At 67.9% G+C, this 14,952-nt stretch carries 10 protein-coding genes; 5 read left to right on the forward strand and 5 right to left on the reverse strand.

Features of this window, described 5'->3' with window-relative positions:
- The first annotated feature begins 17 nt into the window (after positions 1 to 17).
- Together WDZ97_RS17915 and WDZ97_RS17920 are read left to right on the forward strand one after the other, a co-directional pair.
- Positions 18 to 1,022: a 2-dehydropantoate 2-reductase gene (locus tag WDZ97_RS17915; protein ID WP_425763650.1), complete on the forward strand. Its 1,005-nt coding sequence runs from the start codon at positions 18 to 20 to the stop codon at positions 1,020 to 1,022.
- A 119-nt stretch (positions 1,023 to 1,141) separates the two neighbouring features.
- Positions 1,142 to 1,972 (forward strand): sulfite exporter TauE/SafE family protein, encoded by an 831-nt coding sequence (locus tag WDZ97_RS17920; RefSeq protein WP_029143494.1) that lies wholly within the window; start codon positions 1,142 to 1,144, stop codon positions 1,970 to 1,972.
- A 9-nt stretch (positions 1,973 to 1,981) separates the two neighbouring features.
- On the opposite strand, the gene WDZ97_RS17925 is transcribed toward WDZ97_RS17920, so the two are convergent.
- Both WDZ97_RS17925 and mgtE read right to left on the reverse strand, forming a co-directional pair.
- On the reverse strand, positions 1,982 to 2,497 hold the full coding sequence (locus tag WDZ97_RS17925) for a hypothetical protein (RefSeq protein WP_425763651.1): 516 nt from the start codon (positions 2,495 to 2,497) through the stop codon (positions 1,982 to 1,984).
- A 10-nt stretch (positions 2,498 to 2,507) separates the two neighbouring features.
- Positions 2,508 to 3,950: a magnesium transporter gene (mgtE, locus tag WDZ97_RS17930; protein ID WP_425763652.1), complete on the reverse strand. Its 1,443-nt coding sequence runs from the start codon at positions 3,948 to 3,950 to the stop codon at positions 2,508 to 2,510.
- Between the two features lie 152 nt (positions 3,951 to 4,102).
- Here mgtE and WDZ97_RS17935 point away from each other — a divergent pair, with 152 nt between their 5' ends.
- From WDZ97_RS17935 to WDZ97_RS17945, 3 genes are all read left to right on the forward strand, one after another.
- Positions 4,103 to 6,118, forward strand: a complete 2,016-nt coding sequence (locus WDZ97_RS17935; RefSeq protein WP_425763653.1) for a ribonuclease catalytic domain-containing protein — start codon at positions 4,103 to 4,105, stop codon at positions 6,116 to 6,118.
- Between the two features lie 145 nt (positions 6,119 to 6,263).
- On the forward strand, positions 6,264 to 8,936 hold the full coding sequence (locus WDZ97_RS17940) for a filamentous hemagglutinin N-terminal domain-containing protein (RefSeq protein ID WP_425763654.1): 2,673 nt from the start codon (positions 6,264 to 6,266) through the stop codon (positions 8,934 to 8,936).
- Positions 8,937 to 9,042: 106 nt separating this feature from the next.
- Entirely contained in the window at positions 9,043 to 10,689 is a 1,647-nt protein-coding gene (locus WDZ97_RS17945) for a ShlB/FhaC/HecB family hemolysin secretion/activation protein (RefSeq protein WP_425763655.1), read from the forward strand.
- A gap of 12 nt (positions 10,690 to 10,701) precedes the next feature.
- On the opposite strand, the gene WDZ97_RS17950 is transcribed toward WDZ97_RS17945, so the two are convergent.
- The 3 genes from WDZ97_RS17950 to WDZ97_RS17960 all read right to left on the reverse strand — a co-directional run bounded on the left by WDZ97_RS17950 (position 10,702) and on the right by WDZ97_RS17960 (position 14,693).
- Positions 10,702 to 12,411: a CorA family divalent cation transporter gene (locus tag WDZ97_RS17950; protein ID WP_425763656.1), complete on the reverse strand. Its 1,710-nt coding sequence runs from the start codon at positions 12,409 to 12,411 to the stop codon at positions 10,702 to 10,704.
- A gap of 43 nt (positions 12,412 to 12,454) precedes the next feature.
- Positions 12,455 to 14,032: an ArnT family glycosyltransferase gene (locus WDZ97_RS17955; protein WP_425763657.1), complete on the reverse strand. Its 1,578-nt coding sequence runs from the start codon at positions 14,030 to 14,032 to the stop codon at positions 12,455 to 12,457.
- Positions 14,033 to 14,147: 115 nt separating this feature from the next.
- Positions 14,148 to 14,693, reverse strand: a complete 546-nt coding sequence (locus WDZ97_RS17960; RefSeq protein WP_425763658.1) for a PEPxxWA-CTERM sorting domain-containing protein — start codon at positions 14,691 to 14,693, stop codon at positions 14,148 to 14,150.
- Positions 14,694 to 14,952: the final 259 nt, after the last annotated feature.

Here is a 14,952-nt window from a genome sequence, read left to right on the forward strand (position 1 = left end):
TTGAAGGAGATGAAAAGATGAAGATCGCAGTCGTTGGCGCAGGCGCCATCGGTGGTTACCTGGCGGTGAAGCTGTCGCGCGCCGGCAATGAAGTGACCTGCATCGCGCGCGGCCCCAACCTCGCCGCCATCCAGGCCAAGGGCATGTCGCTGATCCTGGAGGACGGCACGGTCGAAGACGCCCCGAACATCCGCGGCGTGCAGAAGATGGCCGACGCCGGCGTGCAGGACGTCATCCTGCTGACGCTGAAGGCGCACCAGGTGAAGGACGTGGCCGCCGACATGCGCGCGCTGTTCGGGCCGGACACCCTGGTGGTGACCATGCAGAACGGCATCCCCTGGTGGTATTTCCACAAGCTCGGCGGCGACTACGAAGGCACGCCGGTCACCTCGGTCGATCCGGACGGCATCGTCGCCGCCAATATCGAGGTCGAACGCGTGATCGGCTCGGTCGTCTATCCGGCGTCCGAACTGGTCGAGCCGGGCGTGATCAAGCTGATCGAGGGCAACCGCTTCACGCTGGGCGAGCTCGACGGATCGCGTTCGCCGCGCATCGAGGCGCTGTCGCAGGCGATGATCGCCGCCGGCTTCAAGTCGCCGGTGTCGAAGGACATCCGTTCCGAAATGTGGGTCAAGCTGTGGGGCAATCTGAGCTTCAACCCGATTTCGGCGCTGACCCACGCCACGCTGGAAGACATCTGCCGCTTCCCGCTGACGCGCGAACTGGCCGCCAACATGATGCGCGAGGCGCAGGCGGTCGGCGAGAAGCTGGGCGTGGAATTCAAGATCGGTCTGGACAAGCGGATCGCCGGCGCCGAAGCGGTCGGTGCGCACAAGACGTCGATGCTGCAGGACGTCGAAGCCGGCCGTCCGCTGGAGTTCGAGGCGCTGGTCGGTTCAGTGCGCGAACTGGGCCGCATCACCGGCATCCCGACGCCCAACATCGACGCGGTCTATGCGCTGGTGTCGCTGCTGGCGCGCACCCTGTCGGACAAGAAGGGCAAGCTGGCCATCGCCGGCTGATCGTCGCCGACTGTACGACACAGCGGGGCGCCTTCGGGCGCCCCGTTTTGTTTTTGCGCCACGCCACTTTTGCGGCGATAGCGCGTGCTGTGTTCAGATAGCGCCTTTTGCGCTGCACCATGATGCTGATACCGGACTTCTTCCCCAGCCTCGACTTCGTCCTCGCCTGTCTCGTGCTCGGTGCCGTCGCCGGCTTCTTCGCCGGCATGCTGGGCATCGGCGGCGGCACGCTGCTGGTGCCGATACTGGTGATGCTGTTCGAACAGCAGCAGGTCACGCCCGACCACATCCTGCATCTGGCGCTGGGCACCTCGATGGCCGCCATCGTCGTGTCCGCTTTCGTCAGTCTGCGCACCCACCACGCACACGGCGCGGTCGACTGGCCGGTGGTCCGGCTGATGACGGTCGGTGTGCTGCTCGGTACCGCGCTCGGTACCTTCATCGCGCGTCTCGTGTCGACGCAGACGCTGTCGGTGTTCTTTGCGGTTTTCATCGCCTATATCGCAATCAACATGCTGGTCGGACTGAAGCCCAAGCCGTCGCGCCAGCTGCCGGGGCCGGCCGGCCTCATCGCCGTCGGTGGCGGCATCGGCACCATCTCTGCGCTGGTGGCGGTTGGCGGCGGCGCGATGACGGTGCCCTTCCTGACCTGGTGCAACCGCGACATCCGCAACGCCATCGGCACCTCGGCCGCGCTGGGCCTGCCGATCGCGCTCGGCGGCACGGTCGGCTACGTCGTCAATGGCTGGGGTGTGCAGGGCATGCCGGCCCAGGTGCTGGGCTATGTGCACCTGCCGGCGCTGGCGGCCATCCTGTGCACCAGTGTGTTCACCACGCCCTGGGGTGCGCGCGCCGCTCACCGTCTGCCGGCCACCTTGCTCAAGCGCGTGTTCGCGACGCTGCTGGTCGTCCTGTGCGCACGCATGCTGTGGAAGCTGTGGGCGGCCTGAGCTGCCGCTTCACGGACGGTGCCGTGCCGCGGTCAGCCGTTCGACCGCAGTCTGCTGATCGCCTGCGCGCGCCTCCGCGCTCATCGCGGTAAAGCTCACCGTCAGTTCGCCGACGCGCAGCATGCCCTGGCGCAGCCGGGTATAGGGTTCCGGCGTGATGCTGCCGCCGGCGTCGAAATAGAAGCCGGTCGCCGTCTCCTGCAGCGGCGCCGCCGCCGCGCCGACCGTTTCGGCGGTGCGGCGGACGCGGGCGCGGATTTCGTCCGGCGTGGCCGGTGGTTTGCGGTCGGCCGCCTTCCACACCGCGGTCACCACCCACTGCGCCTGACCGTCCGGCGCGGCGACGGTCACCGTCGGCGGCATGCGCGCGTCGTGCCGGCTGATGTCCACCGCCCAGTCCTCGGGCACGTCGAACTCGAGTGTGCCGGCCTCGGCGCAGGGCACGGTGACGATGCGGTCAGCCGCCTCGGCGCACGCGCCGGCGATCATCATCGCGAGGCCGAAGGCGAACAGGCGCATCTGCATGGCAAGTCCTTCAGATCAGGAACAGGGTGGCCAGCCCGAGGAAGATGAAGAAGCCGCCGGAATCCGTTACCGCGGTGATCAGCACCGACGAGCCCACCGCCGGGTCGCGCCCGTAGCGCGCAAGCAGCATCGGTACCGATACACCGACAAAGGCGGCGAGCAGAAGGTTCAGCGTCATCGCGCCGGTCATCACCATGCCCAGTGCCCACGAGTCGTACAGCCACCAAGCGAGCAGGCCGAGCAGGCCGCCCCAGACGATGCCGTTGATCAGCGACACGCCCATCTCCTTGCGATAGAGCCGGCGCGCCGCCTCCGGTTGCAGCTGGCCGAGAGCGATCGCGCGCACGATCATCGTGATGGTCTGGTTGCCCGAGTTGCCGCCGATGCCGGCGACGATGGGCATCAGCGCGGCCAGCGCCACCAGCTTCTCGATCGAGCCTTCGAAAGCGCCGATCACGCGTGAGGCGAAGAAGGCGGTGACCAGGTTGATCGCCAGCCAGGCCCAGCGGTTCTTCACCGAATCCATGATGGGCGCGAAGATGTCCTCCTCCTCGCGCAGACCGGCGTGCGCCAGCAGCTCCTCTTCCGACTGCTCGCGGATGAAGTCCATCACCTCGTTCACGGTGAGCCGGCCGATCAGCTGATCGTGGTGATCGACCACCGGCGCCGACACCAGGTCGTAGCGCTCGAAGGCCTGCGCCGCAGATTCGGCGCTGTCCGAGGCGCGCAGCACCAGCGGGTGGTCGTGCATCACGCTGGCGACGTCGACATCGACGTCATTCACCAGCAGCGTGTTCAGCGAGAGCGATCCGCGCAGCTTGTCGTCGCGGTCGATGACGAAGATCTGGTCGGTGTGGTCCGGCAGTTCGTCGAACAGCCGCAGATAGCGCAGCACCACTTCCAGCGTCACGTCCTCGCGTACCGTGACCATGTCGAAATCCATCAGCGCGCCGACCGAATCCTCCGGATAGGACATCGCCGCTCGCAGCTGTTCGCGCTCCTCGTGGTCGAGCGAGCTGAACACGTCCTGCATGACTTCGGTTGGCAGGTCGGGCGCGAGGTCGGCCAGTTCGTCGGCGTCGAGCTGTTCGACCGCGGCGACCAGTTCCTTCGGCTCCATCGCGTCGATCAGCGTTTCGCGGACCGCGTCGGACACTTCGAGCAGGATTTCGCCGTCGCGCTCGGCGCGCACCAGGTCCCACACCAGCAGACGGTCGTCCGGAGGCAGCGCTTCCAGGATGTAGGCGATGTCGGCCGGGTGCATCGCGTCGAGCTTCTTGGTCAGCTCGTTGTGATGCTGCTTGGCCACCAGCGTCTCGACCAGTTCGTGACGTGGCATCTCCTGCCGGTGCACCAGGCTTTCGACCCGCCTCTGGCGGTCGAGCAGCGTCCTCACCTCTTGCAGGCGCTCTTGCATCGCGTCGTGGTGAAGGATTTCGTCGGCGTCGGCCACGTGAAACAAATCCGGGTCGGGCCTGCCGGGCGGCGGGCTGGCAGGCGATTGTAGCCGCCCCCGGTTACCGGCCCGAGGCTTTTTGCCGCGATGCGACAGCGGCTGCGCGCTTTCAACGATAATCACGGGCCGTATCCCTGCCGACCCGTTTCATGAATGTTCTTTTCGAAGAGGACGGCCATTTCCGCGCCGGCTCCGTGATGACCGACAGCGTGTCCTCGCTGCAGGTCGAACTGCCGAGCGGCAAGCGCTCAAAGGTGAAGGCGGCCAATGTGCTGCTGCGTTTTGCCAGCCCCGAGCCGTCCGCGCTGCTGGCGGCCGCCGAAACGCAGGCGGCCGATCTCGACGCGCCCTTTCTGTGGGAAGTGTGTGGCGACGACGAGTTCGCCTTCGAGGAACTGGCCCGCGAATACCACGGCACCGCACCGGATGCCGTGCAGTCGACCGCCATCCTGCTGTGCCTGCACGCCGCTCCGATCTACTTCCATCGCAAGGGCCGCGGTCGCTTCCGCAAGGCGCCACCGGACATCCTGAAGGCCGCGCTCGCCGGCCTGGAAAAGAAGCGGCTGCAGCAGGAGCAGATCGAGCACTGGAGCGCCGAACTGCAGGCCGGGCGCACGCCGCCGGAGATTGCCGCCTGTGCGACGCAGATCCTGTACAAGCCGGACCGCAACCGCCTCGAAACCAAGGCAGTCGAAGCCGCTGCCGCGGCCGCCGGCCTGTCGGTGGTGGGGCTGATGGCGAAGGCCGGTGCCTTCGCGTCCAGCCACGACTATCACCTCGGCCGCTTCCTGTTCGAGTACTTCCCGAAGGGCACCGACTTCCCGACGCACGAAGTGCCGCCCGCTGGCGATTTGCCGGACGCCGGCGTGCGCGCCTTCTCGATCGACGACGCCACCACCACCGAGATCGACGACGCCTTCTCGGTGCGCCCGAAGGAGGGCGGCGGCTGGCGCGTCGGCATCCACATCGCCGCGCCGTCGTTGGCGATACAGCCCGGCAGTGCGCTGGCCGACATCGCGCGCCACCGGCTGTCGACCGTCTATTTCCCCGGTCGCAAGATCACCATGCTGCCGGACGAGGCGGTCGACGCCTACACGCTGGCTGCCGGGCGCGACTGCCCGGCGCTGTCGCTCTACCTCGATGTCGAGACCGATCTGCGGGTGACGGCGAAGCAGACCCGCATCGAACGCGTTGCCGTGGTCGCCAACCTGCGTCATCACGAGATCGAGCCGCTGTTCAACGACGACACGCTGACGGCCGGCGAACTGCCGGACTTCGAGTGGCGCGACGAACTGCTGCTGCTGTGGCGTCTGGCCGAAGTGCTCGAAGTAGGTCGCGGCAAGCCGTCGGCCAACGGCGGTCAGATGGATTTCAACTTCTACGTCGATTGGGATCAGACGACCGAAGACGGCGAAGGCCGCGTCGACATCCTGCGCCGTGCCCGCGGCAGCCCGCTGGACAAGCTGGTGGCCGAGCTGATGATCGTCGCCAACAATACCTGGGGCGCCGATCTGCGCGACGCCGGCATCCCGGCGCTGTACCGCGCCCAGGGCGCCGGCAAGGTGCGCATGACCACGGTGGCCGCACCGCACGAAGGGCTGGGCGTCGACTGCTACGCCTGGTCGACCTCGCCGCTGCGCCGCTACGTCGACCTGGTGAATCAGTGGCAGATGATCACGCTGCTGCGCGGCGAGCCGCCAGTGTTCCCGCCGAAGTCGGAAGCGCTGCTGTCGGCGCTGCGCGACTTCGAGCTGGTGTACGCCGCCTACGCCGACTTCCAGCGCGCGATGGAGCGCTACTGGTGCCTGCGCTGGCTGCGTCAGCGGGCGGCGGCTGGCGATACCTCGCCGCTGTCGGCCATCGTGCTGCGCGAATCGCTGGTGCGGCTGGAGCAGATTCCGCTGGTACTGCGTTGCCCCAGCCTGCCGGCGCGCGATCCGCGCTCGCGGGTCGAGGTCGAGGTGGAGCACATCCATCTGCTCGACAACGATGCCCGCGCCCGCTGGGTCGGCGATCTGGCGGCGCTGACCGGCGCTGCCGCGGTGTCGGAGGAAGAACTGGCGGAGGAAATCGCCGAAGCCGAGCTGCCGCCGGAAACACCGCCCGCCGACGCGCCGGTGCCCGAACTGCCGGTGACCCCGCCGGAGAGTGGCGAGGCGGACTGAGCGCGCGGCGGTCGCCGCGTCGCCGCCGCTTGACTCCGATCAAGGGTGTGGCGGATTGCATTGATTCATTCGGTGTCCTGTGCTCAAGCCCGAGGGGCGGGCGACGTTAAGCGGTGAGTAGGCCGACTTTCGAGGACCCCGAATCATGCCCAGCCCAGCCCCCGCTCGCGCAACTTCCATCGCCGCCCCTGGTGCGGCTCGTCCGCCTCTGCCGCTGACCCGGCTCACGGCCGGTCTCCTGCTGATCGCCGGGGTCTGGTACTGCGCCTCTGCGAGCGCAGCCGACCTGCCGACCGGCGGCCAGATCGTGTCCGGCACCGGTGCGATCGCGCAGTCGGGCAGCACGATGACCGTGCAGCAGGACAGCGCGCGACTGGCCATCGACTGGGCGGGTTTTTCGATCGGTGCCGGCCACACCGTCAACTTCGTGCAACCGTCGGCGGCGTCGGTCGCGTTGAACCGCGTGACCGGTGGCGAGGTGTCGGTGATCCAGGGCGCCTTGAACGCCAATGGTCAGGTGTTCCTGATCAACCCGAACGGCGTGCTGTTCTCGCCCAGCGCCCAGGTGAATGTCGGCGGCATCGTCGCGTCGACGCTGGACATGAGCGAGGAGGGGCCGGACCGCTACCGCCTCTCCGGCGCCAGCGCGAATGCGGTCATCAACCAGGGCAATATCCGCGCCGCTGACGGCGGCACGATTGCGCTGGTGGCTGCCCGGGTGATCAACGAAGGTACGCTCACCGCCAACGCCGGTCGCGTCCTGCTTGGTGCCGGCGCGACGGTGACGCTGGATCTGGGCGGCCCGGTCAAACTCCAGGTGAACGAAGCTGCGCTGGATGCGCTCATCGTCAATGGCGGCGCCATCCGTGCCGACGGCGGGCAGGTCATGCTGACCGCCCGTGCCGCCGGTGACCTGGTGTCCACGGTGATCAACCACAGCGGCGTCATCGAAGCACGCACGCTGGCGACCGGGGAATCCGGCGAGATCGTGCTGCTCGGCGACATGGAGAACGGCCGCATCGCGGTGTCCGGCCGGCTGGACGCCAGCGCACCGGAAGGTGGCGACGGCGGCTTCATCGAAACCAGCGCGGCGCAGATCGATCTGGCGCCCGACCTCGTCGTCACCGCTGCAGCGCCCGCGGGCGCATCCGGCCTGTGGCTCATCGATCCGACCGACATCACGATCGCCGCTGCCAGCTGTACCGGCACCAACTGCATCTCCGCCAACACGATTGCGTCCACGCTGAATGGCGGCACCGATGTCAGCATCGCCACCGCCGCTGCCGGCGGTGCAGCCGGCAACATCACGGTCAATGCGCCGATCAGCTGGAGTTCGAACAAGCTGTCGCTGAGTGCGCACAACAACATCCTGATCAACGCGACACTGGAAGCGACCGGTACCGGTTCGCTGCATTTCGCCTACGGTCAGGCCAGCAGCGACGGCGCCGGCAGCAGCTACCAGGTAGCCAGCGGCTCGAAGGTGCTGATTCCGGCCGCTTCGGCCTTTACCTGGCAGAAGGGTTCGGCTGGCGCCGTGCGCAACCTGGTGTTCGACAACGGTCTGCTGCGTTTCGGCAATGGCACGCAGGCGTCGATCAACAACGAAGGGCAGTTGCTGCAGCCCTGGTATTTCGACAATACCTCGGTGGTCAACGGCGTCACCCGCAACGGCTGGTTCAAGCTCACCTTCAGCAGCTATCCGCTCAATCTCGAACTGGGCGTTGGCGGCGACGGCACGTCGAGCTGGAACCGCAACGGCGAGATACTCGGCTCCAACAACAACCTGCTGCCGGCCGTCACCGCGCGCAGTCTGGACATCAGTGGCTACCGCGAAGGCAGCGGCGTCATCGTGTCGGCGATCGACATCCTTTATCCGGGTGGCGGCAGCACGGTGCGCGTGACCAACACCTACACGCTGGGCGCGACCGCCTCCTTCCTGAAGGCCGATACCGCGGTCACCAATCTCGATCTGGTCGGTTCTCTCGGCAATGTGCGGCTGTGGGTGGGCACGCAGGACGACTACATCGCGACCCGCGACAGCCAGTTCAAGTTCAAGGGCAACCTGACCGCCGACGGCTTCGAACAGATCGCCACGCAGAACACCCAGTCCAAGGCGCTCAAGATCACCGAATTCAACGACGGCCTGACCGGTGCCGCCGTGCTGTTCTACTCGACGTCCGACGGCGCCGACACCTCGATCTCGACCTGCTGCAGCTTCTCCAACGCGACCGGCATCGATCCGCGCACTTCGCTCATCGCCCGCGGTGTCGATGGCAGCGGAAACCCGCGAGCCGAGGACGGCTCCTATGCACTGTTCATCCGGCTGCAGGATCTCGCACCCGGGCAGAGCAATGGCATGACCTGGTACTACGCCGCCGGCCCGGTTGCGCTGCTCGACAACATCGTGAGCCAGGTATCGACGTCGGCCGGCGTGCGTCCGCCAGCGCCGCAGCCGCCCGTCAACACGCGCCCGCCGCTTGACGCCGCAGTGCAGAACGCACAGCAGCAGACCGTGACCGTGCAGCCGCCGGCGACGCCGGTGCTGCCGTCGGTCGCCGCCGGCAACGTGCCGGCTGCGGGCAACCGCGTCGGCTCCATCGGCAGCCTGCAGGTGACGGAAATCCGTTCGCAGCAGACGGGCAGCGAGGCGCAGGGGGGCGGCACATCGCCGACCGGAGACGCGCAGGAGCAGGACGGCGGCGACAGCGCGCTGCTGGCCCAGGTGTCGCAGTCGGCCGACGCGCTCGGCATGCTCAAGGTCTTTGTCGTCGACGGTGGCGTGCTGTTGCCAGAAACTGCCGGGACCGAGCGCGAATAGAGCGCTGACTGGCGAGTCAGGCGAGCGATGTCAGTACGCGGGTCGAATGCGTACAGGCATCGCAGTACACTGACACCGTCATTTTCAAACTGACCGAACCGACCTCATGGCTTTGATCCGTACTACGGCGCTCGCCAGCGCGCTTGTGCTCTCGCTTCCGCTCCACGCCCAGGTGGCACCGGACGCCGGACGCACGCTGCAGGAAACCGTGCCGCCGGTGCAGGCGCCCCGGCCGTCACCCGACATAACGATAGAACCGCCGTCGGACGCCGCCGTCGCTCCTGAGGGCGGCGTCCGCGTCACGCTGCAGTCGGTCGGCTTCAGCGGCAATACCGTGTTCGACGAGGCGGCCCTGCGGGCAGCGCTCGGCGACGTCGTCGGCCGCGAGTTCGATCTGGCGGGCCTGCGCGAGCTGGCTGCCCGCGTGTCGGCGTTCTACCGCAGTGCCGGCTACCCGTTCGCGCGCGCCTTCCTGCCGGCGCAGGCGATGCGCGACGGCGCGCTGCGCATCGAGGTCATCGAAGGGCGTTACGGTCAGGTGCGCGCCGACGGCGAGGCCGATCTGGCCACCGGGGCGCAGCGTTTCCTGGTGCCGCTGCAGACAGGCGACGTGATCGAAGGCGGGGCGCTCGAACGCACCGCCCTGCTGCTCGACGATCTGCCCGGTGTCCGGGCGGTGCCCATCATCCGTCCGGGGCAGGAACTCGGCACCGGCGACATGATCGTGCGCGTCGAGCGCGAGCGGCGCTATGCACTCGAAGTGGGGCTGGACAACCACGGCAACCGCTATACCGGGCAGGGCCGCGCGCGCGTCAATCTCGGCGTCGACAGTCCCTTCATGCTGGGCGACCAGTTCCTGCTGCGCGGCCTGCTCACGCAGGAGGGCATGTGGTTCGGGCACGCCGGCTACAGCCTGCCGGTGGGCGTGTCGGGCCTGCGCGCGCAGTTCGCCTACGCACACACCTACTATCAGCTTGAACGCGATTTCGCGGCGCTCGATGCCAGCGGCACGGCGAAGACGGCCAGCGCCGGGCTGAGCTATCCGCTGCTGCGTTCGCAGCGCGCCAACGTCAATCTGTCGGTCAACCTGCAGTACAAGGACCTGAACGACAGACAGGGCGCAACGCTGAGCAGCAGCGACAAGTCCAGTCACGCACTTCCGGTCACGCTGGGTTTCGACCTGCGCGATGGTCTGGGTGGCGGCGGCATGACCTACGGCGCGCTCGCCTGGACGCCCGGTCGGCTCGACCTCGACAGCGGTCTGGCTGCGCTCGATCGCACGACGGCGCGCACCGAAGGCGGTTTCAGCCGCTACAACCTCGATGTCGCCCGCCTGCAGCTGCTGCCGGCCGGCTTCAACCTTTTCGGCAGGTTGTCGGCGCAGTGGGCGAGCCGCAATCTCGACTCGTCGGAAGGTTTCGGCCTCGGCGGGCCGAACGGCGTGCGCGCCTACCCGGTGGGCGAGGGCTACGGCGACGAAGGCGCGCTGGCGCAGGTCGAATTGCGCTGGACGCACGGCGCGCTCAGTCCGTATGGTTTCTATGACATCGGTCGCGTTCGCACCGACACCCGCCGCTGGCAGGCCATCGACAACAGTCGCTCGATCAGCGGCGCTGGCTTCGGCCTGCGCGCACGCGATGGCGGTTGGAACTTCGACGCTTCGTTCGCCTGGCGCCTGTCCGGCGGCGCGCCGGAGTCGGACACCAAGGATCGCCTGCCGCGCGTCTGGGTCAGCGCCGGCTACAACTTCTGATCGACCGGCGATTCAGGGGCGCGTGCGCGCGGCCGTGGCGATGCGGTCGTTGCGGCGGCGGCCGGCCGCGCTGCTGCGCGGGCGCCAGATGCGCAGGAAGGCGCGCACCTTCTGCCGCGGCGTAAGCGTGTCGTCCGATACGGCGTCAAAGAACTCCGACAGCGCGCTCGATTTCTTCAGCGTATAGAAGGTGAGCACCAGCGTCGGGATCGCCACGACGACGACGGCGCCGATCTTGCCGAGCAGCGTGGTCGGCGGGCCGTCGAAAATGTTCATGCCAAGGAAACCGGTGACGATGGTGCCGACCAGACCGAAGATGGTCACCACGGTCAGCCGCAGCAGCGTTTCGTTCTGGCGGCGGCTGTCGTCCGCCTCCAGGTAGTTGTCCATGTCGAGTATTTCGGCGCGCAGCTCGTCGTACAGCGCGTCGTTGCCGAGGTTGCGGGTCCACATGTCGAACAGGTCCTTGGCCATCGACTGCTTCGATACCTCGCCGAACCAGTAGCGGTGGCTGAAGCGCAGGAAGATTTCCATGGTCTGGCGGATGCTGCGCTTGAAGCGACGGCGCGAATCCGCCTCGTCGGCGTCGAGCAGGCTCACTGCGACCACCAGGCGATCCATCAGCATCAGCAGCGAAGCGCGGTGGAAGTGGGCGATCAGGCCGATCAGGAAGTACTGGTGGCGGAACTCGGCCAGCAGGCCGTTCTGCGGATCGGAATAGCCGCTCAGTCCGTGCATGCCCACCATCACCATCGACGGTCCGGTACAGATGACGCGCGTGCTCGCGTTCTCGCTGCGCCGGCCGGGCACCCAGAAGCGGTCGTAGCAGGACGTGCGTTCGAACTCCGACATCACCTCTTCCGAATAGGGCAGCGGCCGCCCGTCGTCCGGCTGCGTCGCCTGACCCAGCCGGACGAAGTCCTCGCGCGTCAGCGCGAACGGGTCGTCGAAGGAGAGGAAGGTCATCTTCGGCTGGCGGTGATATTCCAGCTGGCGGTAGCGGATGTCGCCGTCGGCTTCCGAGTGGTGCAGCACCATCGGGCTGAGCAGGTATTCCCAGTGCTTGCCGATGGCCGATGCGCGGTGTTCCCACACGTGGCGCAGATAGCGTTCGCGGTCGCCGTAGTCGGACTCGGCCAGCACCTCGCCGCCGCGCCCCAGCCATTGCACGCTGCGCATGCACTGCGCGGCGCGACTGTCGTTGCTGTCGCCGTTGGTCCACTTTGCGGGGAAGGCGCGGCCGAAACGGAACAGCAGTTCCTGCACGCGCGGCAGCGGCAGGTCGTCGGCATACACCTCCAGCACCAGCAGCACCACATCGACGTCATAGAAGAAATAGAGGTCTATGTGCTGCACCGTCAGGTCCAGCGTGCTGCCGTCCTCGCAGCCCAAGCGGACGGCGGCGATGTCGTGCCGGCGGAACACGCGGATCGGCGATTCGCCGTAGCCGCGCAAGGTCGCGCTGGAACGCCCCTGGCCGTAGAGGAAGCGCTGAACGTGCGGCAGGAAGGTGACGAATTCGCGGTAGTGGCGCTCGTGGAAATCGGTCGGCGCGCCGGTGAATTCGTCGCGCTGTTCGCGCCAGGGGTTGTTCTCGGTGATCGCCGCCAGCGCTTCCGAATGCCGCTGTACCTGGTCGCCGGCGCGCATCGGCATCAGCCGCAGCGGCCACATCAGGATCTGGCGGAAGTGGCGGGCAACGGGTGGGGTGGATGCACTCATGACGATCGCGCCGGTTGCGGGGTGGCCGAGTGTAGCGCCGCCTTCAGCGCAACGGGCGGCGCAGTTCGGGTGGCAGCGTGCGGCGGTCCTTCACCACGGTCAGTGTCAGTCCGGCGCGCTCGACGCGTGCGATCTCGTCGCCGCGCAGGACTTCGTCGCAGCGCATGTGCGTGGTCGAAATGAAGAAGTCCGCCCGCACCCAGTCGCGGGTGACGGCGTAGCGCTCGGCCGGCAGCCAGGCCTGTGCCTGCAGCGATTCGGCGCACACCGCCACCTGCCACGGTTCGGATGGCGCCGGTTCGGCGTCGATGCGTGCGCGAAGCAGCGCCGCCGCCTCGCGCACGCCGTCCGACCAGTAGTCGGTTTCCCAGCGGTCCGGCGCGCTGGCGAAGCCGCCGGCCAGCCTGTTGTAGTTCACGTAGTGATAGGGGGCGAGTCGCGCCATGTCGTACAGCGGCACGGCGACGCCGGCCGCGCACAGCAGCGCGAACGCGGCGGTCGTGGCCGGTCGCGCACGCGACCAGCGCCCCGCGGCGCACAGGCCAGCGGCCGAGATCACCGCCAGCGGCGGCAGCAGGAAGGTGAAGTGGCGGATGCCGTTGTACAGCGTCGGCCGGGTGGCCAGTGCGAGCGCCAGCGGCAGCAGCGCGGCCAGCAGCACCGGCAGCCAGCGCAGCCCGTCGACGCGCCGCGGCGCCGTCAGCGCGCCGGCGGCGGCGAGCAGCAGCCCGGCCAGCGCCAGCTCGGGCAGGCGGGCGGCGAGGTAGAGCGGCAGATAGTGACGCGGCACCTCGCCGATCTTCATCACCTCACCATCGAGCACTGTGTACAGGTCGAAGGTGAAGTGAGAGAAGGTGGTGAGCGCCTTGAACAGATTGCCGGGCGCCTGCACCGACCACGGCCAGAACAGCGCCATCAGCGCCAGCGCGACCGGCACGGCAGGCAGCAGGGTGGCGATCGAGCGCAGCAGATGAGCCGCCCGCGTGCGCAGGTCGCCGGCTGACAGGGCGCTGACCGCGACCACGGTCAGCCCCAGCGCCATCACCGCGAACACCGCGCCGACGCGCAGCCCGAACGCACAGCCGACGGCCGCACCCAGTTGCAGCACGAGCGCCAGCGGCGGGCGCGGCATCAACGGCACCAGCCGCACGATGCACAGCGTCGCCCACGCCATGCAGGCGGCGAAGGGGATGTCCTTGGTGTGCGTGAACAGCGCGCCGCCCCAGGCGCCGGTCAGCATCAGCAGCCCGACCGCGCTCAGCGCAGCCGCCTCACCGGCCAGCAGGCGCGCCGTGCGATACACGGCGAACAGGCCGCCGAGACCGAACAGCGCGGTCAGCAGATGCCGCAGATCCCACACATTCATCGCCGGCAGCAGCCGTTCGGCCGAAGCGGCGAGCAGGTCGAACAGGCCGCCGTAGAGGTAGAGGTTCTTGTACTGGAAGGCCGCGAGGTCGGTCAGACCGGAACGGTAGTAATCGAGCAGCAGCCGGCCATAGACGTGCTGTACCTCCTCGTCATTGCTCAGACCGTGCTGGTCGAAGCACAGCAGGACGTATAGCGCGATCAGGACGAACAGCAGGAAGGCGGGGATATTGCGGCGGGCAGCGGCTGGATTCACGACGAGTGCAGGCGGTTGGACGGCCGCATAACGCGCGACCGCGTGCTGCGCTGACAGCGCGCGCAAAAGAAAACGCCCCGCGGTGCGGGGCGTCGGTTCGAGCCGGGTACGGTGCTCAGACGCGGCGACGGGCGATCGCGCCGATCACGCCCAGACCGGCGGCCAGCAGTGCCCAGCTCGCCGGCTCGGGCACCGGCAGCGGGCTGCCGGCGTACAGGATGGCGTGCGACAGGTTCTGCGCGTTGCCCCTGACGTTGGTCGCGATGCCGGCGGTGGTGTCGAAGCTCAGCGAGGTGACCGGGGCGGCCAGGTCGAAGTAGTAGAAGCTGTGCTGATTGGCGGCCTTCAGGCCGATCACGATGCGGCCGCTGACCGCGCTGTCGAAGTTCAGCGTGCCCGAGGTGGCGCCGCTCGGGTTGGACGAGAAGGGACCGAAACCGGTGCTGTCGGTCGAGCCGACGAAAGTCCAGCTGCCGCCGAAGGTGGTCGCGAGGAAGTCAGTTTCGGCGCTGGCGCCGTTGATGTTGTTCGGCCGCGCACCGACACAGGCGCTGGCGCCGACGCCGGAGAAACTGGTGTCGGCGCAGTCTTCGGCGCGGGCACCGTTCATGGCCAGCAGCGCCAGCAGGGGCAGGGAAAATCGGGCGAGGGACTTCAGCATTTCGGGACTCCGGATCGCTGCGCAGCGTCGGCCGCGCGATGGATTTGATGCTACGCAACATGGCTGCGGACGGCCGGTAATAAGTCATGCAGAAAGTGACCGAAAGGTTACGTTTTGCATCGCACCATGCGGGGGAGCGGTTAGCGCAGACCTCGGTGGGAGCAGCCTTGGCCGCGACGCGGCCGTCGTAGTCCGCCGGCTCTGATCCAGGCCGCTGTCGGGGTCAAGACCCCTCCCACAAAACCCCGGCTCCGACCAT

Source organism: Methyloversatilis sp. MC4-4 (assembly GCF_049843555.1).
GTDB lineage: Bacteria > Pseudomonadota > Gammaproteobacteria > Burkholderiales > Rhodocyclaceae > Methyloversatilis > Methyloversatilis discipulorum_B.